Origin of the sequence: Streptomyces niphimycinicus, from assembly GCF_018883605.1 — a bacterium.
GTDB classification, from domain to species: Bacteria; Actinomycetota; Actinomycetes; order Streptomycetales; family Streptomycetaceae; genus Streptomyces; species Streptomyces niphimycinicus.
In genome coordinates this window covers 1-22,356 of the sequence record NZ_JAHLEM010000293.1, presented here as the reverse complement: position 1 = coordinate 22,356, position 22,356 = coordinate 1, and the positions used below count along the sequence as shown (strand labels likewise).

Here is a 22,356-nt window from a genome sequence, read left to right as displayed (position 1 = left end):
GAGACCGACGGCGTCTGGCTGCCCGACTCCTTCGGCTACACCGCCGCCTATCCGCAGCTCGCCGCGCTCGCGGGCGCCCGCTGGTTCCTCACCCAGAAGTTGTCCTGGAACGAGACCAACAAGCCGCCCCACCACACCTTCTGGTGGGAGGGGATCGACGGCACCCGGATCTTCACCCACTTCCCGCCCGTGGACACCTGCGACGCCACCCTGTCCGGCGCCGAGCTGGCCCACGCCGTCGCCACGTACGCCGAGAAGGGCGCGGGCACCCGCTCGCTGGCCCCCTTCGGCTTCGGCGACGGCGGGGGCGGGCCCACCCGCGAGATGCTGGAGAAGGCCCGGCGGCTGGCCGACCTCGAAGGCTCGCCACGGGTCAGCGTCCAGTCGCCGTCAAACTTCTTCCGCGAGGCCCGCGAGGAGTACCCCGACGCGCCCGTGTGGCGCGGCGAGCTGTATCTGGAGACCCACCGCGGCACCTACACCAGCCAGGCCCGCACCAAGCGCGGCAACCGGCGCGGCGAGGCCCTGCTGCGCGAGGCCGAGCTGTGGGCGGCGACCGCCGCCGTGCGCACCGGCGAGCCCTATCCGTACGAGACGCTCGACGCGTTATGGAAGCAGGTGCTGCTCCACCAGTTCCACGACATCCTCCCCGGCACCGCCATCTCCTGGGTCCACCAGCAGGCCGAGCAGACCTACCGCGCCATCCACCGCGGCCTGGAGCGCATCATCGCCCGCGCCGCGGGCACCCCGCACACCACGGAACCACTCGCCGTCCTCAACGCCGCTCCCCATGGGCGGCGCGAGGTGGTCCGCCTGGATGCGCCGCCCGCATGCGGCCCGGTGCAGAAGCTGTCCGACGGCCGGTACGCCGTGCTCGCCCAGGCCCCCGCGCTCGGCGCCGCCGTCCTCGGCACCGGCACCACCGACCAGGCGCCGGTCACCGCCCGTCCCGCCGCGGGCGGATATGTGCTGGCCAACGGCGCGCTGACGGTCCATATCGACGGTGACGGGCTGGTCCGCTCCGCATACGACCACGACCGCCGCAGGGAGGCCATCGCGCCCGGTGGCGCCGGGAACCTGCTCCAGCTCCACCCCGACGATCCGGTGCGCTGGAGCGCCTGGAACCTGGACGCCCAGTACCGCAACACCCACCGCGACCTGGACACCGCGACCGCCGTCCGGCTCGACGACGAGGGCCCGCTGCTGGCCTGTGTCCGGGTGGAGCGCACCACCGGCCGGTCCGTCGTCGTACAGCGCCTCAGCCTGGCCGCGGGCAGCCGGATCCTGGAGGTCGACACGGACATCGACTGGCGGGAGGAGGACACCGTCCTCAAGGCCGCCTGGCCGCTCGACGTACACGCCGAACGCGTCGCGTCCGAGATCCAGTTCGGCCATGTCGAGCGGCCCACCCACGAGAACACGAGCTGGGACGCCGCCCGCTTCGAGGCGTGGGCGCACCGCTGGATCCACGTCGGCGAACACGGCTGGGGCGCGGCCCTGCTCACCGACTCCACCTACGGACACGACGTCGCCCGCCACACCCGCGAGGACGGCGGAACGACCACGACCCTCCGGCTCACCCTGCTGCGCGGCCCCCACAGCCCCGACCCCCATGCCGACCGGGGCCGGCACCGCTTCCGCTATGCGCTGTACCCCGGCGCCGACGTCGGCGACGCCGTCGCCGCGGGATACGCGTTCAGCCTCCCGCTGCGCCCCGCCGCGCCCCGGCTCACCGGGCCGCCGCTGGTCGCGGTGGGCGATCCGGGCGTCGTGGTGGAGGCGGTCAAGCTCGCCGACGACCGCTCCGGTGATGTGGTGGTCCGGCTCTACGAATCGCGAGGCGGCCGGGTCCGCACCACCCTGACCGCCGGATTCGCCGTCGAGCGCGCCCAGGTCACCGACCTGATGGAGAACCCCACGGCCGAACTGGCTTATATCCAAGGCGTGTTGGACCTGAACTTGCGCCCGTTCCAGATCCTGACCCTCCGGCTGGCGCGCGGGGCGTCGTGAACCCGCCGTACCAGGACACCCCGGGACTGCCCGAGGAGGACCGCGGACTGCTGGAGCGCTGGGCGGCGGAGGGCGGTTCGCGTGCCGTCCGCGCCGCCGTCGTCCTGCTCGCCGCCCAGGGGCTGCGCAACGCCGAGATCGCCCGGCGGCTCGAGGTCTCCCGGCAGACGGTGGGCAACTGGCGGCAGCGCTTCGACGCCTCCGGCGTGGCGGGCCTGCGGGAGCGGCCACGGCCCGGGCGGCCCAGCATCATCGACGAGGCCGAGGTCATCACCCGTACGGTGCTGGCACCCGACGGTGGCGGCGCCTCCCGCGCGGTCGCCCGCGAACTCGGCTACAGCCACGCGGCCGTCGCCGCGATCCGCCAGCGCTGGCAGGTCACCCCCGGCCATGCCACCGTCCCCGCCGTGCCCACCCGCCCCCCGCTCCCGCAGGCCGAGGTGTGCGTGCTCGGGCTGTATCTGGACACCCACCGGGCGCTGCTGCTCGTCGGCACCCGCCCGGCCGCCCCCGAGCACCACCACGGCGCTTCCCCGGGCGCCTCTCCCGGTGCCGATGTCATCGCCGCCGTCGATGCGGGGGTGGAGGCAGCCCTGAAGGTCCCGCCGTCCCCGGCGCCGGGGGAGCGGCGTGGCCAGGACAGGCCCGCCGGATACCTGGCCGAGGCCCGGCGCCGCCACCCCGGCGCCTCCCTGCACGCCATCACCCTGTGGGACACCGGGGAGGACGGGCCGCCGGCCCAGCGGCGGGCCCGGGGCGGGGTGGTCCACCACGCCTTCCGGCGCGCACCACCTGGCGCAGTTTCCTGCGGGCCATGGTCGGCCTGGACTGCACCCGGCACCCGGCACCCGGAGTCCTCGCACCGCGTCTACCTCGACCTGGCCGCCGCCCTCACGCGCTACGCGGACCGGCCCGGCACCGCCCGCGAGCGGCAGCCCGTGCGCTGGCTCCGGGAACCCATCGCCAGCCACTTCGCCGACGCCTCCCGGGCCGGTGGCGAGCAGCGCCGGGAGTCCTGGGGCGGCGCGAACCAGATCGACCTCGGCTCCTTCAACGAGTGCGTGGTCATCGAGGCGGTACGGCTGGCCGGGACCATCACCCGCGGCGCGATCTCGCACCGCACCGGCCTCACCCAGCAGTCGGTCTCCCGGATCTCCCGCTCGCTGCTGCACCGCGGCATCCTGGTCGAGGACGACCGGCGGCAGGCCACCTCCGGCAAGCCGCGCACCCCGGTGCGGCTGCGCGGTGACGCCGGACACGCGCTGGGCATCCATGTCGACCCCGAGGTGCTGACGGCGGTCGTGGTCGACCTCGACGGCGCCATCGTGCGCAGCCGTACGGAACCCGTCGCGCAGACCGCGAGCCCGGACCAGCTCGTCGACCACATCGCCCGGCTGGGCCGCGGGGTCCTGTCCGCCGCCGGTGGCGCGGTGCGGCCCGGCGGATTCCTCGGCATCGGCGTGGCCACCCCCGGACCCGTCGACGTGGCCTCCGGCACCGTCCTGGACCCGCCGCTGCTGTCGGTGTGGCGGGATGTGCCGCTGCTGTACATGCTCAAGGACCGCTTCCCCTGCCCCATCGTCATGGAGAAGGACTCCTTGGCCGCGGCCATCGGGGAGCGCTGGATCGGGCGCGACCGGCGCGCCCGCGACTTCGTGTATCTGTACCTGGGCACCGGGGTCGGCGCGGGGCTGTTCCTCAATGGCGACATCCACCGCGGAGTCAGCGCCAACGCGGGGGAGTTCGGCCAGTTGTGCGCCGTGGCCCTGGAACGGGTCGACGCGGACGGCAGACCGGAGATCCTGCCCGAATGCAATCCGCCGGTGTCCATCCCGGAGACGGCCGCCCGGCTCGGCATGGTCCTCGGCCCGCGCGCCGCGCATGACCCGCGCGAGGCCCACCGGCTGGTGAGCGCGGCCGTCGGGGCCGGTGACCCGGTCGCCGAGCAGGCCGTGCGCCAGGTCGCCGGGGCGATCGGCAGGGGCGCCCTGTCCCTGGTGGACCTGCTGGACATCGACCTGGTCGTGCTCGGCGGGCCGTTCTTCACCGATAGGGTCGCCGACCTCTACACGGCCGAGATCTCCCGTATCGTCAACGACTTCCCGACCGCCAGACGGCTGCGCCGGGTCGATGTCGAACGGTCCGTGCTCAGCCGCGAGGCCGCCGCCGTCGGCGCCGCGTCGACCATCTTCCACGCCACGTTCACACCGCGGCTGGCGGGCCGCCCCGCGCCCACGAGGCGGTGACCGGATGGCTGGCCACAGCTTTTGTCAACGGGCTTTGCAAAGTGGGGCCGACTCGGTACGGTCCCCTTACGCCCACGGAGGCAGCCCGCCCCCTCACCGAGGCTCGCAGCCGTGCGGCGCCCTAGGCGCGACGGCGCGCGCCTGTGCCCAACCCCCTTTGAGAATCACACTTCTCCCGGAGGTTCCCCGTGCACAGGAAACGTCCCGAGCTGCCCGTCCCCACCCAGCGCCGCACCGTGGTCAAGGCCGCGGCCGGTGCCGTGCTGCTCACCGGCGCGGCGGCCGCGCCCGCCCGGGCCACCTCCGCCCGCAGGCGGCCGAGGGCGGGCCGGGTGCTGGTCTTCTCCAAGACGGCGGGCTTCCGCCACGACTCCATCCCCGACGGCATCGCCGCCATCACGAACCTGGGCGCGCAGGGCGGCTTCGCCGTGGACGCCACCGAGGACGCCGCCGCCTTCACCCCCGGCAACCTCGCCCGCTACGCCGCGGTGGTCTTCCTGTCCACCACCGGCGACGTCCTCGACTCGGGCCGGCAGACGGCCTTCGAGGGCTATATCGCGGCGGGCGGCGGCTACGCGGGGGTGCACGCCGCCGCCGACACCGAGTACGACTGGCCGTTCTACGGCGGGCTGTGCGGTGCGTGGTTCCAGTCCCACCCGGCGATCCAGCGGGCCACGGTGAAGGTCGAGGACCACGCCCACCCGGCGACCGGCCACCTCGGGGACACCTGGGTGCGCACCGACGAGTGGTACAACTACCGCACCAATCCCCGCGCCACGGCCACCGTGCATGTGCTCGCCGCGCTGGACGAGTCCTCGTACTCCGGCGGCACCATGAACGGGGACCATCCCATTAGCTGGTACCAGAAGTACAAGGGCGGGCGGGCCTTCTACACCGGTCTCGGCCACACCAAGGAGTCCTACGCCGAGCCCGCCTTCCGGCAGCACCTCCTCGGTGGCATCACCTACGCCATGGGCGTGGCCAAGTGACCCCTGATGTGCCGCGCCGACACTTCATGGCCCTCGCCGCCACGACCACCACGGGCCTCGCCGCCACCGGCCTGCCCGCCGGGACGGCCCATGCCGCGGAGCCCGCCGGGCGCCAGAAGGCGGACCGGCCGCTGGCGCTGTGGTACCGCGCGCCCGCCGCCGACTGGCTGAGCGCCCTGCCGCTGGGCAACGGACGGCTCGGCGCGATGGTGTTCGGGGCCACGGAGACCGAGCGGCTCCAGCTCAACGCGGACACCCTCTGGGCCGGCGGGCCGCACAGCTACGACAGCCACAAGGGCCTGGCCGCCCTGCCCCGCATCCGGCAGCTCGTCTTCGACGGAAAGTGGCCCGAGGCCGAGACGCTCATCAACTCCGACTTCCTCGGGGTGCCCGGCGGCCAGGCGCAGTACCAGACCGTCGGCAGCCTCCTGCTGAGCCTGCCGACGGCCGGGACGGTGACCGGCTACCGGCGGGAGCTGGACCTGGACTCGGCGGTGGCCACCACCACGTACACCCGCGACGGGGTGACGTTCACCCGTGAGGCGTTCGCCAGCGCTCCCGACCGCGTCATCGTCGTCCGGCTGTCCGCGTCGAGACAAGGCGCGCTGTCCTTCGGCGCCACGTTCGAAAGCCCGCTGCACACCTCCCTGTCCTCACCCGACCCGCTCACCGCCGCGATCGACGGAAAGGGGGACGCCACGGGCGGGGTGGACGGTGCGGTGGGGTTCCGTGCGCTGGTACGGGTGCTCGCCGAGGGCGGCACCACCACCAGCGCGGGCGGGACCGTCAGCGTCCGGGGAGCCGACGCGGCGACCGTCCTGATCGCCATCGGCACCACCTATGTGAACTGGGAGAACGCCAGCGGTGACGCGGCGGGCCGGGCGGCCGCGGACCTCAACCTGGCGGCGAACCGCCCGTACGGCCAACTCCGCGGCCGCCATGTCGACGATCACCGCGCGCTGTTCCGCCGTACCGCGCTGGACGTGGGCAGCAGCGACGCGGCGGCCCTGCCCACCGACGAGCGCGTCTTCCGCTTCGCCTCCGGCGGCGATCCGCAACTGGTCGAGCTGCACTTCCAGTACGGCCGCTATCTGCTCATCGCCGCATCCCGCCCCGGCACCCAGTCGGCCACCCTCCAGGGCATCTGGAACGACCTCACCAGCCCGCCCTGGGGCTCGAAGTACACCATCAACATCAATACCGAGATGAACTACTGGCCGGCCGCCCCCGCCAACCTCCTGGAGTGCTGGGAGCCGGTCTTCGTCCTGCTCGACGAGCTGGCCGTGGCCGGGCGCTCGACGGCGCGCACCCAGTACGGCGCGGACGGCTGGGTCACCCACCACAACACCGACGCCTGGCGCGGCACGGCCCCCGTCGACGGCGCCTTCTGGGGCATGTGGCCCATGGGCGGCGCCTGGATGTCCATGGCCATCTGGGAGCACTACCGGTACACCCGCGACACCGGGAAACTGCGGGCGCGCTACCCCGTCCTCAAGGGCGCGGCCCAGTTCTTCCTCGCCGCGCTGGTGACCGACCCGGCCACCGGCGCGCTGGTCACCTGCCCCTCGGTCTCCCCGGAGAACGCCCACCACAGCGGAGGCGGCGGCTCGCTGTGCGCCGGGCCGACGATGGACACGCAACTGCTGCGCGACCTGTTCGGCGCCGTGGCCTCGGCCGCCGACACCCTCCACATCGACGCCGCCTTCCGGGACCAGGCGCTCGCCGCGCGCGGACGGCTCGCCCCCATGAAGGTCGGCGCGCAGGGCCAGCTCCAGGAGTGGCAGCAGGACTGGGACGCGGGCGCCCCCGAGCAGCAGCACCGCCATGTCTCCCATCTGTACGGGCTGCATCCGAGCAACCAGATCAGCCGGACCCGCACCCCGGACCTCTTCACCGCGGCCCGCACCACCCTGGTGCGGCGCGGTGACGCGGGGACCGGGTGGTCGCTCGCCTGGAAGGTCAACTTCTGGGCGCGGCTTTTGGAGGGAGACCGTTCGTACAAACTCCTCGCCGATCTGCTCACCCCCGAGCGCACCGCCCCCAACCTCTTCGACCTGCATCCGCCGTTCCAGATCGACGGCAACTTCGGCGCCTGCGCCGGAGTGACCGAATGGCTGCTCCAGAGCCAGCACGACGAGCTGCATCTGCTGCCCGCCCTCCCGTCGCAACTGCCGGACGGAAGCGTGCGGGGCCTGCTGGCGCGGGGCGGTTTCGAAGTGGACTTGAGCTGGCGGGGCGGCGCGCTGAACGAGGCGCGGCTGACGGCCCGGGCGGGCGGGCCGGCGCGGCTGCGCACCGCGAAGGACGTGAAGGTGACCTCCGGGGACGCGCCCGTCCCCACGACCCGGCCGGAGCCGGGTGTCACGGCCTTCACCGCGAACGCGGGCGCTGTGTACCTGGTACGTCCCGCCTGAGCCGGGGCTCAACTACCGGTGGCCGACTTCCAGGCGTCGATGTAGGACGGGAGGTTCTTCTGGATGTCGTTCCAGTCGGGCTGGAAGACCTCCACACCGTCCATCAGCTTGCTGAGCGCGGTGGCGTTGGCGTCGGTGGCCTCGATGTCCTTACGGGCCGCGAAGCCGCCACCGACCTCGCTGACCTGGTTCTGCGCCGTGCGGCTGAGCATGTAGTCCAGGAGCTTCTTGCCGTTCGCGGTGTGCGGGGCCTTGGTGACCAGACCGGCCGCGTACGGCAGGGCGAAGGTGGTGGGCCTGCCGCCGCTGCGGGCCGGGAACCAGATGCCGAGGTTCGGCATGGACTTCGACTGGGCGTAGTTCATCTGGACGTCGCCGTTGGCGACGAGCAGTTCGCCCTTGTCGACCTTGGGCGCCAGCTTGCCGGTGGAGGCGGCCGGGCCGACGTTGTTCTTCTGGAGCTTGGCCAGATAGTCCATGGCGGGCTTCTCGCCACCGAAGTCGTGCATCGCCTTGATGAGGACGGCGGTGCCGTCCCCGGCGACGCCCGGAGTGGAGTACTGGAGCTTGTTCCGGTAGTCCCCGTCGAGCAGGTCCTCCCAGGTGGCGGGGGCCCGCTTCACCTTCTTGGTGTGGTGCACGAAGCCGAAGTAGTTGTTGACCACGGCCGTCCAGGTGCCGTTCGTGGCCTTGTCGGAGCCGCCGACCTGATCGGCGCCCTTCGGGGTGTACTTCTGGAGCAGGCCCTTGGTGTCGGCCTGCTGGATGAACGGCGGGAGGGTGACGAGGACGTCGGCCTGCGGATTGACCTTCTCGCGGGTGGCGCGCTGCACCATCTCCCCGGAGCCGCCCTCGACGTACTCGACCTTGATGCCGGTCTCCTTCTGGAAGTCCTTGAAGATCCGGTCGTACCAGCCGTCGCCCTTCTCGCCCTTGAGGCCGTCGGCGCTGTAGACGGTGACCACCTTCTCGTCGGAGGCGGCGGTGTTGCCGCCACAGGCGGTCAGCGGGAGGGCGAGGACACACAGGGCGGCGAGCGGCTTGCGGACGTTTGCGGGCATGGCGAGGTGAACTCCTTGCGGTGGAAGGGGAATCGCGGGGTCAGCGGTAGGAGGCGCGGGTGCGGATCCGGGAGACGGCGAGCAGCACCAGCAGGGTGGCCGCCATCAGGACCACGGCGATCGCGGAGCCGGTGAACAGGGCGCCGCGGTCGGTGGCGGCGTGGATCAGGACCGGCAGCGGGGTCCAGTCGGGCGGGTAGAGCATCATCGTGGCGCTCAACTCGCCCATGGACAGGGCGAAACAGAGGCCGACGGCCGCGGTCAGCGACGGCAGCAGCAGCGGCAGCTTGACCCGCCGGAGCACGGTGGCGGGGCGGGCGCCGAGCGAGGCCGCCGCCTGCTCGTACGCCGGGTCCAGACGGGTGATCGCGGCGGACACCGACTGGTAGGCGAAGGCGGTGACCAGGACGGTGTGCGCGGCGATCACGATCCAGCGGGTGCCGTTGAGCAGCACCGGCGGCCGGGAGAAGGCCACCAGGATCGCCAGGCCGACGACGACGGAGGGGACGGCGACCGGCAGGACGAACAGGGCGTCCAGGACCTTGCGCGACCGCTTCCGCAGGCCCGCCGCCGCGAGCGCGGCCCAGGTGCCCACGGCCAGCGCCAGCAGGCTCGCGGTGACCGCCGTGACCAGGCTGGTGGTGAGCGCCTGGAGGGCCTCGCCACGGGTGGCGGCCTGGTAGTTGGCGGTGGTCATCCCCGAGGGCAGGACACCGGACCAGTGGGTGGCGAAGGAGGCGCCGACCACGACCAGCAGCGGGAGGGCGAAGAGGGGCAGGAAGAGGATCAGAAACACCCCCCACACGGCCCACCTCGCCTTGCGGCTATGCACCAGCACGGCGGCTCACCACCCGGTAGAGGCCGTAGAGGCCCACGGAGATCAGGACGTTGACGACGGCGACCACACAGGCGCCCGGGTAGTCGGACTCCAGGATGGCCTTGCCGTAGACGAGCATCGGCAGGGTGGTGACGCCCTTGGCGCCGGTGAAGAGCACGATGCCGAACTCGTTGAGACACAGCACCAGGACCAGGCTGCCGCCCGCCGCGAGGGCGGGCAGCGACTCGGGCAGGATGATCCGCCGGATGATCCGGGGCGCCCGGGCGCCGAGCGAACTGGCCGCCTCCAGTTGCGCGGTGTCCAGTTGGGAGAACGCGGCGAGCAGCGGACGCATCACGAACGGTGTGAAGTAGGTGATCTCGGCGAGCAGTACGCCCCAGGGCGTGGTGAGGAACTGGAAGGGCCCCTCACCGGCCCCGGTGGCATCCGTCCACAGGCCGCCCGCCATGCCCGTCGAGCCATAGATGAACAGCAGCGCGAGGGTGATCAGGAAGGACGGGAAGGACAGGAAGACATCGATGAAGCGCGAGACCGCCCGCGCCCCCGGGAAGGGCACGAACGCGATGATCAGCGCCAGTACGAAGCCGAGCACCAGGCATCCGGCGGTCGAGGCCGCCGCCAGCCATACGGTGGTCCACAGCGCCTCGCGGAACGCCTCCGAGGCGAAGACATCGGCGTACGGCTGGACGGAGGTGCCACCGGTGTCGGGCCGTACGGACTGCTGGACGACGAGGGCCAGCGGATAGAGGAAGACCAGGGCGAGCAGGCCGACGGGCGGCAGCGCCCAGGCCCAGGCCGCCGCGCGGGGCCGGGCCTTGGCCGGAGTGCTCAGGGTCGCGCTAGCCATGGCCGCCCACCCCGGCGGTCAGCAGCACGGCGTCCTCGGGCGCGAAGTGCACGGTCACGGGGTCGCCATGGGCCGGCGGCTCGCGCAGCTCCCGTACGTCGGCCATCACCCGGTGCCCCGCCACGTCCACGTACAGCCGGTGGGTGGCGCCCCGCCACTGGACCTCCGCCACCGTGCCGGTGAGCCGGTTGGGGCCCGCCCCGATGCCGACCAGATGGGGACGTACGCACAGGGTGGCCCTCGCGCCCGGTACGGCCCCCGCCGTGTCGACCGCGATCTCGGCGTCGGCGAAGGACACACCCGCGGAACCGACCGTCACCGGCAGCAGATTGGCGTTGCCGACGAAGGAGGCGGTGAACGCGTCGGCCGGGGCCCGGTACAGCTCCCGCGGGGTGCCGCACGCCTGGAGCCGGGCCTTGTCCATCACCGCGATCCGGTCGGCGAGGGTGAGCGCCTCGACCTGGTCATGGGTGACGTACAGGATCGACACCTCGGGCAACTCCCGGTGCAGCCGCGCGAGTTCGGCCAGCATGCCGGAGCGCAACTGGGCGTCGAGCGCGGACAGCGGCTCGTCGAGGAGGAGGACGTCCGGGCGGATGGCGAGCGCGCGGGCGATGGCCACGCGCTGCTGCTGGCCGCCGGAGAGCTCGCGCGGGTGGCGGCGGGCGTAGGCGGCCATGCCGGTCATCTCCAGCGCCTCGGCGACCCGGGTCCGGATCTCGGCCTTGGGCACCTTGCGGGCCTTGAGGCCGAACGCGACGTTGTCCTCGACCCGCAGATGCGGGAAGAGCGCGTAACTCTGGACGACCATCCCGATGCCCCGCCGGTGCGGCGGCAGATCGGTGACGTCGCGGTCGCCGAGGAAGACCCGCCCGGAGGCGGGCCGAACGAACCCGGCGACCGCCCGCAGCGCGGTGGTCTTGCCGGATCCGGACGGCCCGAGCAGCGCCATGACCTCGCCGGGTGCCACCGTGAGGTCGAGGGCGTCCAGGACGACGTTCCCGTCGTAGGCGACGGTGACCGCGTCGAAGCGGATGCCCATCAGCCGACTCCCCGCAACAGGGCGGGCAGCTCGGCGACAGAGTCCAGCACATGGGTGGCCCCGGCCGCGCGGAACGCCTGGTCGCCGTGGGCCCCGGTGCGCACCCCGGCGACCAGCCCCGCCCCGGCCCGGACCCCGCTGAGCATGTCGTAGGAGGTGTCGCCGACGACGGCCACCTGGGCCACGTCCTCGGCGGCCCCGGTCCGCAGGAACGCCTCCAGCACCATGTCCGGGTACGGCCGCCCGCGCCCGCCCGCGTCGGCGGGGCACAGGGTGAGCGGCACCAGGCCGCGCCAGCCGAGCGCGTCCAGGATGGCGTCCTGGGTGACGCGGGCGAAGCCGGTGGTGAGGACGACGGTACGGTCGTCGGCGGCCAGCTCCTCGATGGCCTCGCGGGCACCGGGCACGGGGGCGATCAGACCGCCGTCGACGAGTTCGCCGTACGCCCGCTCGAAGGCGGCGTTGGCGCGCTGGGCGGGCTCCTCGGCGCCGAACAGATGACGGAAGACGGAGATCTTGGACTCGCCCATGGTGGCGCGGACATAGGCGAGCTTCTCGGCGTGGTCGGCAGTGCCGGGCTGGACGCCCAGCTCACCGGAGGCGGCGTCGAAGGCGCGCTCGACCAGGCCGCCGTCGGCGACGGTGGTGCCGGCCATGTCGAGAGCCACCAGGCGGATCGTGCCGGTGGTATCGGTGGTGTTGTCGGTCGGGGTAGCCATGTGTGTCACCAGCCCAGTTCGTTCGCGGTGGTTTCGGCTATCGCGGGCGAGCAGGTCATACCGCGCCCGCCGGGCCCGGTGACCAGCCAGACGCCGTCGCGCACCCGCTGGCGGTGCACGACCCGGCCGGTGTCGGTGCACTGTGCGTACACCCCGGCCCAGCGGCGCCGGATCTTCGGCAGCGGGCGGCCGAGGAGGGACTCCACGACACCGGTGAGGTGGTCGTAGGGGTCCTCGAGGGTGTCGAAGGCGAAGGGGTGCGCGTACTCGTGGGTGTCGCCGATGGTCAGCCCGCCGTCGGCGCGCTGCACCATCAGCAACTGCATACGGTGCTCCTCGGCCGTGTCGGCCTGCGGCTGCCGCGCGTTCAGCTCCTGAAGGGCGGGGGAGGCGTACGCCGGGTAGTAGCGGAAGCTGTCGGCGTCGGCGACCGAGGTGGTCAGCGGCTCGCCCAGGGGGTCGGTCTGCATCATCTGGAGCCGGACGCGGCGCACCGGCAGATCCGGACCGGCCAGCTCGCGGACCAGGCCGCCGAGCCAGGCGCCGGTGCACAGGACGACGGCGTCAGCGGTGTGCACCTCGCCGTGGTCGTCGCGGACGGCCCGCTCGCCGGTCACCTCCCGGACCTCGCGGCCGGGCAGGAAGGTGTACCGCGGGGAGCCCAGCAACTCGGCGCGCAGGGCGAGCTGGGCGGTGCGCGGCTCGACGGCCGCGTCCCGCTCGCAGTACAGGGCGGCGTCGAACTCCCCGCGCAGGGCCGGGTTGAGGGCCCGTGCCTCGTCCGCGGTCAGCAGCTTGTAGCCGCGCGCGGCGGCGTCCGCGCGGGCCACCGCGGCCTCGGCGACGGCCAGCTCCAGCTCGCCGCGGACCGGGGTCAGGGAACCGTTCGCACGGAAGCCCAGCGCCGGAACGCGGCCGCCGATGTCCTCCCACAGCTCCCGGGCCCGCAGCGCGGTGTCCAGCTCCTCGCCGCCCGCTCGGCCGCTCACCCAGATCTGGCCGAAATTGCGCAGCGAGGCGCCGCGAGCCTCCGTCTCGCGCTCGATCTGTACGACCTCATGGCCGCGTTCCACTGCGTGCCAGGCGTGCATGGTGCCCACCACGCCGGCTCCGACGACTATCACTCTCACGGCGTTCACGCTCCAGGGGTTTGGGGAACCGGAGGAATCCGGCTGTCAACGAAAGCGTGAACCGGGCATCACATTTGGGCTAGACCCGTTATCTTTTTGTGATGCGACAAGGAGGGGCAAAGGGGTATTTTTCAGCCGCTCAGATGTGTCGTGAAGGAGAACCGGTCGCCCCGGTACAGCGTGCGCACCCGCTCCAGCGGACGGCCCGCGGTGTCCCGCGAAACGCGGTGGATGAGCAGCATCGGCAGGGCCGGCGGGGTGCCGATGAGCAGGGCCTCGCGCGGTGTGGCCAGCACGGTCTCGATCCGCTCGTCGGCGTCGCCGAAGGCGATGCCCCGCTCGGCGAGATAGGCGTAGAAGGAGGAGTCCGGATCGAAGGCGGTGTCCAGATCGGGCACGCGCGCCTCGGCCACGTAGGTGCTCTCCAGACCGACCCGCTCGTCATCCGCGAGCAGGACCCGCTCCAGATGCCAGACGGGCTCGCCGCGCGTCAGGCCGGTCTCGGCGGCGAGTGCGTCGGGGCAGGGGAAGCGGTCGAGGGTGACCAGCGCACGGCCCGGGGTGCGCCCCTGGCGCCGTACGCCCTCGGTATAGCTGGCCAGCGACAGCGGCTGCGCCAGCTTGGGCCCCGCGACCACCGTGCCGCGCCCCTGCCGCCGCAGCTTGCCCTCCAGCACCAGCTCGCGCAGCGCCTGGCGCACCGTCTCCCGGGCGACCTCGAACCGCTCGGAGAGATCACGCTCGGTGGGGATCGGGGAGCCCTCGCCCAACTCGTCGATGAGCCGGTCGATCTGGGCCTTGACGGCGTAGTACTTGGGCACGCGGCCGTGCTCCGGGATGCCGGAGCGGACGGGGGCGCCGGGGGCCTGGTCGTTCGGGTAGTCCACGCGGAGATCGTCGCAGACGGGGTTTCTACCGGGCGCCCGAGGTGCCCGAGGTGCCCGACTCCAGCAGCCGGCCGCCGTCCCAGACCACGCCCACCTGGCGGTAGTACGCGGCGATCGGCTCATGGATCTCCAGCCGGGCCAGCTCCTCGGTGGGCGCCTCGAACAGCTCCAGCTCGGCGTCGCCGACCCACGCCTGTCCGCCCTCGAAGGAGGCGGCGCCGGACTCGACCAGCTCGTCGAGGGCGAGCCCCTCGCCGTTCTCGATCGAGGGCAGCCAGCGGTGGTGGGCCATGGGGTGGCCGTTGACGAAGCCGCCGGTCTCCGACGGCTCGCGCAGGGTCACCACGGCCTGGGCGAGGCGCCGGTCGGCCGCGGCGAGGGTCGCGCCGAACCGGGCGCCCGCCTCGATGCGCGGGGCGGGTCCGTACGGATGGGGGCGGGTCTGATGGATGGAGCCGAGCTTCTTCGGATAGCCCTGATGCAGTCCGCGGGCGATCGCGAAGTCCTTGTCGACCCAGATGTAGACACAGCGCGAGTACGTCCGGCCCCGGTAGGTGCAGCGGACGACCGCGAAGGTCTCCTTGTACTGGGAGCGCACCGGGTCCAGCAGCTCCCGTCCGCCGGTCGCACAGGACTGCCAGTCGGCCCAGATCAGCGCGACCGCTCCCGGATCCTCGACGGCCGGCTCCAGCGGCTCGGGCAGCAGCTCGCGCACGCGCGCCGGGTCGGTGCGGTACTCGATGGTGAGCAGGTCGCCGGAATAGTGCCACGGCGGGGAGGGGATGAGGGCCGAGGCGCCGGTGGCGGTCTTGGGCGGGAAGTAGCCGTGCACGCTGGTCATGCCGTCACGCTCCTGACACGGATGAGCTGGGGGTGACCGTCATCCACGTGCCAGCCGCTCCAGGCGGGCGTGGAGCTGGTCGACATAGCCCTCGGACTCCGGCTTCATCAGCACACTGCGCAGCACGCGCGCACCGTCCGCGTCCCGGATGAGCGTCGGATGGCGGGCCGTCAGACGATCCGCGCCGAGACGCATCGTGCTCACGAAGACCGGGTCGCCGTCCGTCATCCCCTCCCGCAGGATCCGGGCGCTGGACGCGTCGATCTGCGACAGCGTGGCGGGCTCGGTCACCGGGAAGTAGCTGACGATATCCAGTTCCGGGGCCTGGTACAGCTCCAAGTGCTCGGATTCCGCGATGAGTTCGGCCCAGCGCAGCGCCGCGCGCCGACCCGCCGCGAGCGACTGCCCCAGCCCCTCGCGCGTGGGCGGAATCACCTGGAACGTGAGCCACAGGGCGGCGGCCGCCGCGCCCGCCCGCGAACACTCCAGGCTGATCTCGCCGAGGTGCAGCTCCTCGGAGGTGAAGTAGGTGTACGGCGAGTCGTGCAGATAGAACCGGCCGACCGAGGGATCACGGAACAGCACGGCGCCGCAGCCGTACGGCTGGAGCCCGTGCTTATGCGGGTCCACCACGATGGAATCGGCCTCGGCGATGGCCCGCCACGGCTCCTCGGGCAGGCCCTCGGGGCCCTCCGCCCCGGCCAGCAGGGTGAAGAAACCGCCGTAGGCGGCGTCGACGTGGATCCGCACACCGTAGCGCTCGCGCAGCGCCAGCGCCTCGTGGATGGGCTCGACGGCGCCGAGTCCGGTGGTGCCGGCGGTGAGCACGACGGTGCCGACGGTGCCGGTCCGCAGCAGGCTCTCCAGCGCGTCGAGGTCGATGCGGCCGAGGTCGTCGACCGGGACCGGATGGCCCTCCACGCCCAGCACACCGCACATCCGGCCGTGGGTGTAATGAGCCTCGGTGCTGTAGGCGACGCCCTTGCCGGGGTGCAGTTCGCGCGCCACGAAGAGCGCCTCGAGGTTGGCGATGGTGCCGCTGGTGGTCAGATGCCCGAGGTGGGTGTCGTAGCCGAACATCGTGGCGAGCTGCTGAACGGCCTCCCGCTCCATCTCGGCGGTGGCCGGGCCGCCGTCCAGGGCGTGGTTGTTGGGGTTGACCAGCATCGCCGTGAGGTAGCCCACCACCGCCGCCGGATGCGGTGGCTTGAGCATCTGGCCCGCGTAACGGGGGTGGAAGAAGGGGTAGTTGTCCTTGAGCCGCTCGGTGAAGACCTCGAACGCGGCGGCGAACCGGTCGTCGTCCACCGCCAGCGCCGGATGGGCCTGGTAGGGGCCGAAGGTCTTCGCCCAGTCGGCGTTCGACGCCAGGGCCGTGGCGAGCCAGCCGTTCAGATCCATATGGTCCACTCCTTGGTCACGACGAGTTGGTCACGGCGAGTTGGTCACGACGAGCTGTGCTTCAGGGCCGCTTGGGCGGGCGGATGCCGCGGAACTCCCAGTCGCCACCGAGGGCGGTGGACCGGACCTCCTCCGACTCGGTGGGCTGCGCGCCGACGTCGGTGCGGATGGGGGCCGGGCCGGTGACGATGTGGTTGGTGAGCCGGCCCAGGCCCTCCACCTCCACCTCCACGACGTCGCCGGGCCGTACGGGGCGGGAGTTGGCGGGCGTCCCGGAGAGCAGGACGTCGCCGGGGCAGAGGGTGATGGTGCGGGCGATGTCGGCGACGAGGTAGTGCATATCCCACTTCATCTCGTCGGTGGAGCCGTCCTGCGCCAGCTCGCCGTTGACGTAGGTGCGCAGGTACTTGCCGTGGAAGTCCCAGTCGGTGACCAGCCCGGGACCCAGCGGGCACAGGGTGTCGGAGCCCTTGACGCGGAGCATCGAACCGGCGTCGGTGTCCCGGAAGTCGTGCAGGCCGTAGTCATTGGCGATCGTGTAACCGGCGATGTGCTCCGCCGCCTGCTCGGGCGCGATGTTCCGGGTGGTCCTCCCGATGACGATGGCGACCTCGCCCTCGTAGTTGAGCCACTTACAGCCCTCGGGGCGGACGACGGCGCCCTGGTGGGAGTTGAGCGCCGAGGTGGGCTTGTGGAAGTACGTGGGGGCCGCGGGAAGCCGGGCCTGGAACTCGGCGACGCGGCTGAGGTGGTTGAGATGGACGGCGATCACCTTGGAGGGGACCACGGGCGGCAGATGCCGGGCCTCCCCGGCCGCGACGCGGCGGCCGTCGCCGGTGACCAGTGCGTCGCCTTCGCGGACGGCCTCCACCACGGCCCCGTCGAGGAGGATACGGCGGTATTCGGGCATGTCGGCTCTCCTCAGACGGGGCGGTGCGGGGCGGGCACGGTGGCGGCGGGCGGGCCGGCGCCGGTCCAGCCGCCGGCCGGGCGGTCGAACCAGAGGTGGGCCTGACCGGTGCCGACGGCGTTCTCGTACGTGCCGTACTGGCAGGCCCGGGCGACGCACGCCCGCTCGCCGAGCGCACCGGCCATCATCAGGTAGTGGAAGAACTTCGCCTCGGGCCGGTACGTCCAGAACGTGTCCATGGTGTCCAGGACCTTGTCGTGGCGGCCCTCCTTGAACCAGGCGATGCGTTCCTCGTCGGCCGCCCTCGCCTCGGGGGTGAAGATATGGCGCGGGTCGCTGGACTCGTGGTCCCGGATCTCGCGCAGCGGCCAGAAGGTGTGCGAGAGGGCGCCGGAGGCGATCAGGAGAACACGGCGGCCGGGTGTGGCGGCGATGCCGTCGGCCAGCGCCCGGCCCAGCCGGAGGTGGTCCTCCATGTCGCCGGTCTGGCACACCCCGATCGTCATCCACCGCTTGCCGGGCAGGCCCTCGCCCAGGAACTTCCACAGATTGACGGTGGCGTACTGGATCGGCAGATAGGCGTCGTCGATCGCGGTGATGAAGGTGGCGTGGGCGTCGGCGAAGCGCGTGATGGCGTGGGCGAGTTCGGGGTCGCCGGGGAAGTCGTACGGCATCCGGCACATGCCCCGCGGCAGCTCCTCGGAGGTGTACAGCCCGGCACGGCGCGGCTGGGCCGTCACGACGAACTCGACCGTGGTGGCCCAGTGCGAGTCCAGGACGACGACCGTGTCGTAGCCGTCGCGTGCGAAGACGTCCTCGCGGAGCCGGCGGAGGCCGGTGACGAGGGTGATCTCCTTGCCGTCGTTCAGCTCGCGGCGGGTCTCCTCCGGGAGCACGATGGTGGGCACATGGGCGAGCAGCCCCGCCCCGACGATCTCACCCATGGTCGTGGAATCCCTTCGGGGCCAGCACACGGTTCTTCAGGTCGCAGTAGAAGTCGAAGCTCCAGGCGCCGCCCTCGCGGCCGACGCCGGAGAGGCGGGAGCCGCCGAAGGGCGCCCGCAGGTCGCGTACGAAGAAGCAGTTGACCCAGACCGTGCCCGCCACCAACTGGGCGGTGACCCGCTCGGCACGCCGGTGGTCGCCGGTGGCGAGGGTGGCGGCCAGCCCGAAGCGGGTGTCATTGGCGAGGTGGACCGCCTCCGCTTCGTCCACGAAGGTCTGGAGGGTCAGGACCGGGCCGAAGACCTCCTCCTGGACCACCTCCGAGTCCTGGGCGACATCGGTGAGGAGCGTCGGGCGGTAGTAGAGCCCGCCGAGCCGGGCGTGGGAGCCGCCGCCGAAGACCACGCGGGCACCGGCCGCGACCGCCCGCCGTACGAAGCCGTCGATCCGCTCGATCTGGCGGGGGTGGATGGTGGGCCCGATGTCGGTGGCCTCTTCGCGCGGATCGCCCTGCCGCAACCGGGCGGCCTTCGCCACGAAGCGCTCGGTGAACGCGTCCGCGATCGACTCCTCGACAAGGAGGCGGGTGGCGGCCAGACACACCTGCCCGGCGTTGTCGAACTGCTCCACGGCCAGGTCGACGGCCAGCTCCAGATCCGCGTCCGCGAAGACCAACAGCGGTGATTTGCCGCCGAGTTCCAGGCTCAGCGGGGTCAGGTTCGGCGCGGCCGAGGCGGCGATGCGCCGGGCGGTGGCCACCGAGCCGGTGAAACCGATCCGGCGGACGTCCGGGTGGGAGGTGAGGTCGTCGCCGATCTCGGCCCCGTGGCCCTGGACGACATTGAGCACACCGGGCGGCAGTCCCGCCTCGGCGGCGATGTCCGCGAGCAGCGAGGCGGTCAGCGGGGACCACTCCGCGGGCTTGAGGACCACCGTGTTCCCGGCGGCCAGGGCCGGGGCGACCTTCCACGTGGCCAGCATCAGCGGGGCGTTCCACGGGGTGATCAGCACACAGGGGCCTGCCGGGTCCCAGCTCACATGGTTGGTGTGGCCGGGCGCGGCGGGGCCGCCGGTGTGCGTGGTGAAGTCCTCGTGGCCCAGTGCCGGCAGCCGGTCGGCGAAGAAGCGGAAGTTGCGGGCGACGCGTGGCATCACCCCCCGGCGGTGCGAGCGCAGAAGCGCGCCGTTGTCGGTGGTCTCCACGATCGCCAGCTCTTCGAGGCGCTTTTCCACCCCGTCGGCGATGGCGTGGAGGATGCGGGCGCGCTCGGCCCGGGGAGTGGCGGCCCAGCCGGGGAAGGCGGCCTTCGCGGCGGCCACGGCGGCTTCGGCCTCGGTGGGGCCGCCGCGGGCGATACGGGCGAGGGTGCTGCCGTCGATCGGCGAGAGGTCGGGGAAGGTGTCGGCGGACGCCACGCGCCGGCCGCCGATCCAGTGCCGGGTGTCGACGGCGACGCCGGCGATCCGTGCCTCGTGCACAGCGCTGTCCGGCTGTTGGGGCATGTCCCGAACCTCCAGCTTGTTTGGCCCCAAACAAGCTAGCTCCGCCACCGGGCGGGGTCAAGGTTGCCGCCTTCGGCGATCGGGGACCGCGCCGCCCCGGGCGTGGTCACTGGCGGGAGCGGCGGCCCGAGCGGCGCGGGGCCAGATCCCTTCCGTCGAGCAGTTGCCGTCGGCGCTCCTCGCCGTGCTCCTCCAGTTGGGCCACGATGGCGCGCAGCCCGTTGGCGAGTCGCAGGCAGTCCTCGGCGCTGAGCGGGGTGGCGACGAACGCCTCCTCGGCGTTGAACGAGGGGAAGAGGCGCTCCATGAGTTCCTCGCCCTCGGGGGTCAGCGAGAGCAGCACACGCCGGCCGTCGTCGGGGTGCGGCGCGCGGGCCACCAGATGGCGTGATTCGAGAGTGCGCGCGATCCCGGTCAGCGTCCCCTTGGAGACGCCCGCCTCCTCCGCGACCGACCAGGTCTCCGCCTCGCCCCAGATCCACAGCACCCACAGCACCACGAAGCCGGTCCAGGTCAGATCGTGCGGGCGCAGCACGGAGTTCTCCAGATGCTGGCGGACGGCCGCGGCGGCGCGGTGGATATTGGCGACGGCGGCCATCTGTTCGCGCTGCAACTCGAAGCCACCGAGCCGTTCCTGGACGGCCTGTTCGGTCTCGGTGATGGATCGGCGGCGCCCGGGCACGATGGCATCCTCCTCGGCTGCGGGCGGCAAGGGCCGCCGGGTCATTCGTTCGCGATCAAATGTAGCCCCGGGTGCGCCGGGCGCCGGGGCGTTCGCATCCTGGTGGCATCGCGGCGATCCCTTGTGGACGGCCCGGCCGCCTCGTATCGTGTGGGCCCTCCCGTTTGGCATCAAATAACTTTTGCGGAGCGACCATTGAGCGCCGAGACAGCCGACCGCGTCCGCCGGCGGACCGAGGCACTCGCCGCCGAGGGCATCGATGTCGTACGGGTCGCCTATCCCGACATGCTGGGCTCCGAACGCGGCCGGGACATCCTGCTGCACCATCTGCCCCATGCGGTCGGCCATGGACTCGCCTTCAGCCGCGCCGTGTATCACACGGGCGCACGGGGCGATCACTCGTATATCCCGGGCGGTCTCGAAGCCGGTATGCCGGACATCCTCGTACGCCCCGACCTCACCACGCTCGTCGCACTGCCGTGGGAACCGGGTGTGGCCGGGTGCATCGGCGACGTCCGGGACCCGGCCACCGGACTGCCGGTGCCCGAATCGCCACGGGATCTGCTGCGTCAGGTCATCGGCCTGCTGATCGACGGGGATCTGACCGCGGTCGTGGGTCCGGAGCTGGAGTACGTCCTGCTCGACCCGGACCCGGCCGCGCCCGGCGGCTGGCGGCGCTACGCCCCCGCCCCGGGCCATGTCTATACGACCGGCCGCAAGGGCGACCCGGACGGGCATCTCCTGCGGACCGTCCGGGCGCTGCATGCCCTCGGGCTCGATGTCAGCGGCGGCAACCGGGAGTTCGACAGCGGTCAGTTCGAGATCAACCTCAGCCACTGCGAGGCGCTGGACGCCGCCGACCGGGCCTTTCGCTTCAAGGCCGCCATCAAGGAACTCGCCCATGCGGAGGGCAGGCTGGCCACGTTCATGGCCAAGCCGTTCAACGACGGCGGCGGCTCGGGTTTCCACCTCCACCTCTCCCTGGTCGACGCCGAGGGCCGGAATGTGTTCGACGCGCCCCGGGGCGCCCATGGCCTGTCCGCCACGGCTCGCCACGCCCTGGCCGGGGTGCTCGCCCACGCCCCCGCGCTCTCCGCGCTCCTCAACCCCACCGTCAACTCGTACAAGCGCTTCGGCCCGGACACGACGGCCCCCTGGCTGATCAACTGGGGTCTGGACAACCGCAACGCCCTGGTGCGCATCCCGCCCGAGCGCGGCGGCGCCACCCGCCTGGAAGTGCGCCTCGGCGACGCCACCGCCAACCCCTACCTCGCCATCGCCGGTGTGCTCGCCGCGGCCCACCTGGGCATCGCCGCCGCCGAGGAGCCCCCGGCGCCGATGACCGGCCAGGGCCACGACATGGGCACCGCCGCCGCGCTGCCGACCGGCCTCGGCCAGGCACTCGACGCCCTCGAAGCCGACGACCGGCTCATCGACGTGCTCGGCAAGCCCTTCGTGGCCGCGTTCCTCACCTTCAAGCGCGATGAGCTGGCCAGATTCCAGCGATACGTCACCGACTGGGAGTTCCGCGAATACGCCGGGATCACCTGAGCCCCCTTGGCACGGCCGCGCCGCGATCGGCGCGGCCGTGCCGGGGCACTCTCAGCCGAGGTGCCGGGCGAAGAAGCGCAGCGCGCTGTCCAGCTCGAAGGCCGGGACGTCCCCGTGTCTGCCGGGGTTGGCGTGCAGCGTCTTCTCGGCCGAGGCCAGGGCGTCGAACAGTGCCAAGCTCTCGGCCCGCGGCACACGTTCATCGGGAGCCTCCGAGGAAACCCCCGCCTTCAGGCGGGGGAGGAATCGGACTCCTGCGGAGCAGGGCAGGGAAAGCGGAATCGCCGCCGGGGCGATTCGGCGTCCGCCACTGACAATCCGTCAGGCAGTCACTAGCTGA

17 protein-coding genes and 2 pseudogenes are annotated in these 22,356 nt (G+C 72.4%); 5 read left to right on the top strand and 14 right to left on the bottom strand.

What is annotated here, in order from left to right; translation table 11 throughout:
* The 4 genes and pseudogenes from KN815_RS25425 to KN815_RS25410 form a co-directional block, all read left to right on the top strand.
* A partial coding sequence (locus tag KN815_RS25425) for an alpha-mannosidase (protein WP_253209235.1) occupies positions 1 to 2,010 on the top strand: 2,010 nt, incomplete at its 5' end.
* A complete protein-coding gene (locus KN815_RS25420; RefSeq protein WP_253209234.1) occupies positions 2,007 to 4,256 on the top strand; it encodes an ROK family protein in 2,250 nt (749 codons plus the stop codon). The genes KN815_RS25425 and KN815_RS25420, both read left to right, overlap by 4 nt.
* A gap of 209 nt (positions 4,257 to 4,465) precedes the next feature.
* Positions 4,466 to 5,242 (top strand): annotated as a pseudogene (locus tag KN815_RS25415) (ThuA domain-containing protein); the annotation flags it as partial.
* Positions 5,243 to 5,271: 29 nt separating this feature from the next.
* Complete coding sequence (locus KN815_RS25410) at positions 5,272 to 7,659, top strand: glycoside hydrolase family 95 protein (RefSeq protein ID WP_372458474.1); 2,388 nt, start codon at positions 5,272 to 5,274, stop codon at positions 7,657 to 7,659.
* A gap of 8 nt (positions 7,660 to 7,667) precedes the next feature.
* Here KN815_RS25410 and KN815_RS25405 read toward each other — a convergent pair whose 3' ends face one another.
* The 13 genes from KN815_RS25405 to KN815_RS25345 form a co-directional block, all read right to left on the bottom strand.
* Entirely contained in the window at positions 7,668 to 8,720 is a 1,053-nt protein-coding gene (locus tag KN815_RS25405) for a 2-aminoethylphosphonate ABC transporter substrate-binding protein (protein WP_216344245.1), read from the bottom strand.
* Between the two features lie 40 nt (positions 8,721 to 8,760).
* Positions 8,761 to 9,558, bottom strand: a complete 798-nt coding sequence (locus KN815_RS25400; RefSeq protein WP_216344244.1) for an ABC transporter permease — start codon at positions 9,556 to 9,558, stop codon at positions 8,761 to 8,763.
* Entirely contained in the window at positions 9,545 to 10,405 is an 861-nt protein-coding gene (locus tag KN815_RS25395; RefSeq protein WP_216344243.1) for a 2-aminoethylphosphonate ABC transporter permease subunit, read from the bottom strand. Before KN815_RS25395 ends, KN815_RS25400 begins: the two co-directional genes overlap by 14 nt.
* Positions 10,398 to 11,447, bottom strand: a complete 1,050-nt coding sequence (locus KN815_RS25390; RefSeq protein WP_216344242.1) for an ABC transporter ATP-binding protein — start codon at positions 11,445 to 11,447, stop codon at positions 10,398 to 10,400. The genes KN815_RS25395 and KN815_RS25390 overlap by 8 nt, the downstream gene beginning before the upstream one ends.
* On the bottom strand, positions 11,447 to 12,166 hold the full coding sequence (locus KN815_RS25385) for an HAD family hydrolase (protein ID WP_216344241.1): 720 nt from the start codon (positions 12,164 to 12,166) through the stop codon (positions 11,447 to 11,449). Before KN815_RS25385 ends, KN815_RS25390 begins: the two co-directional genes overlap by 1 nt.
* Before the next feature lie 5 nt (positions 12,167 to 12,171).
* Positions 12,172 to 13,296 carry a TIGR03364 family FAD-dependent oxidoreductase gene (locus tag KN815_RS25380; RefSeq protein WP_216344240.1) on the bottom strand — a complete coding sequence of 375 codons (1,125 nt, stop codon included), beginning with the start codon at positions 13,294 to 13,296 and terminating at the stop codon, positions 12,172 to 12,174.
* Between the two features lie 131 nt (positions 13,297 to 13,427).
* The gene (locus KN815_RS25375; RefSeq protein ID WP_216344239.1) at positions 13,428 to 14,183 is read right to left on the bottom strand and encodes a GntR family transcriptional regulator; all 756 of its coding nucleotides are present in this window, start codon (positions 14,181 to 14,183) and stop codon (positions 13,428 to 13,430) included.
* A 25-nt stretch (positions 14,184 to 14,208) separates the two neighbouring features.
* Positions 14,209 to 15,024, bottom strand: coding sequence for an acetoacetate decarboxylase family protein (locus tag KN815_RS25370; RefSeq protein ID WP_216344238.1), 816 nt, complete (start codon positions 15,022 to 15,024; stop codon positions 14,209 to 14,211).
* Between the two features lie 39 nt (positions 15,025 to 15,063).
* Entirely contained in the window at positions 15,064 to 16,425 is a 1,362-nt protein-coding gene (locus KN815_RS25365; protein ID WP_216344237.1) for a pyridoxal phosphate-dependent decarboxylase family protein, read from the bottom strand.
* Positions 16,426 to 16,486: 61 nt separating this feature from the next.
* Entirely contained in the window at positions 16,487 to 17,335 is an 849-nt protein-coding gene (locus KN815_RS25360) for a fumarylacetoacetate hydrolase family protein (protein ID WP_216344236.1), read from the bottom strand.
* Between the two features lie 11 nt (positions 17,336 to 17,346).
* Complete coding sequence (locus KN815_RS25355) at positions 17,347 to 18,279, bottom strand: 3,4-dihydroxyphenylacetate 2,3-dioxygenase (protein ID WP_216344235.1); 933 nt, start codon at positions 18,277 to 18,279, stop codon at positions 17,347 to 17,349.
* Entirely contained in the window at positions 18,272 to 19,783 is a 1,512-nt protein-coding gene (locus KN815_RS25350; RefSeq protein ID WP_216344234.1) for an aldehyde dehydrogenase, read from the bottom strand. Before KN815_RS25350 ends, KN815_RS25355 begins: the two co-directional genes overlap by 8 nt.
* Before the next feature lie 106 nt (positions 19,784 to 19,889).
* Positions 19,890 to 20,465, bottom strand: coding sequence for a MarR family winged helix-turn-helix transcriptional regulator (locus KN815_RS25345; protein ID WP_216344233.1), 576 nt, complete (start codon positions 20,463 to 20,465; stop codon positions 19,890 to 19,892).
* A 195-nt stretch (positions 20,466 to 20,660) separates the two neighbouring features.
* Between KN815_RS25345 and KN815_RS25340 the strand changes: the two genes are divergently transcribed.
* Positions 20,661 to 22,016, top strand: coding sequence for a glutamine synthetase family protein (locus KN815_RS25340; RefSeq protein ID WP_216344232.1), 1,356 nt, complete (start codon positions 20,661 to 20,663; stop codon positions 22,014 to 22,016).
* A gap of 51 nt (positions 22,017 to 22,067) precedes the next feature.
* On the opposite strand, the pseudogene KN815_RS25335 reads toward KN815_RS25340, so the two are convergent.
* Positions 22,068 to 22,292, bottom strand: a pseudogene (locus tag KN815_RS25335) (alpha/beta hydrolase); the annotation flags it as partial.
* Positions 22,293 to 22,356: the final 64 nt, after the last annotated feature.

Excerpts from the sequence above, each read along its gene's own strand:
- KN815_RS25410 (WP_372458474.1), top strand. The coding sequence starts at position 5,272 with ATGGCCCTCGCCGCCACGACCACCACGGGCCTCGCCGCCACCGGCCTG.
- KN815_RS25405 (WP_216344245.1), bottom strand. The coding sequence starts at position 8,720 with ATGCCCGCAAACGTCCGCAAGCCGCTCGCCGCCCTGTGTGTCCTCGCC.
- KN815_RS25395 (WP_216344243.1), bottom strand. The coding sequence starts at position 10,405 with ATGGCTAGCGCGACCCTGAGCACTCCGGCCAAGGCCCGGCCCCGCGCG.
- KN815_RS25390 (WP_216344242.1), bottom strand. The coding sequence starts at position 11,447 with ATGGGCATCCGCTTCGACGCGGTCACCGTCGCCTACGACGGGAACGTC.
- KN815_RS25385 (WP_216344241.1), bottom strand. The coding sequence starts at position 12,166 with ATGGCTACCCCGACCGACAACACCACCGATACCACCGGCACGATCCGC.
- KN815_RS25370 (WP_216344238.1), bottom strand. The coding sequence starts at position 15,024 with ATGACCAGCGTGCACGGCTACTTCCCGCCCAAGACCGCCACCGGCGCC.
- KN815_RS25365 (WP_216344237.1), bottom strand. The coding sequence starts at position 16,425 with ATGGATCTGAACGGCTGGCTCGCCACGGCCCTGGCGTCGAACGCCGAC.
- KN815_RS25360 (WP_216344236.1), bottom strand. The coding sequence starts at position 17,335 with ATGCCCGAATACCGCCGTATCCTCCTCGACGGGGCCGTGGTGGAGGCC.
- KN815_RS25355 (WP_216344235.1), bottom strand. The coding sequence starts at position 18,279 with ATGGGTGAGATCGTCGGGGCGGGGCTGCTCGCCCATGTGCCCACCATC.
- KN815_RS25350 (WP_216344234.1), bottom strand. The coding sequence starts at position 19,783 with ATGCCCCAACAGCCGGACAGCGCTGTGCACGAGGCACGGATCGCCGGC.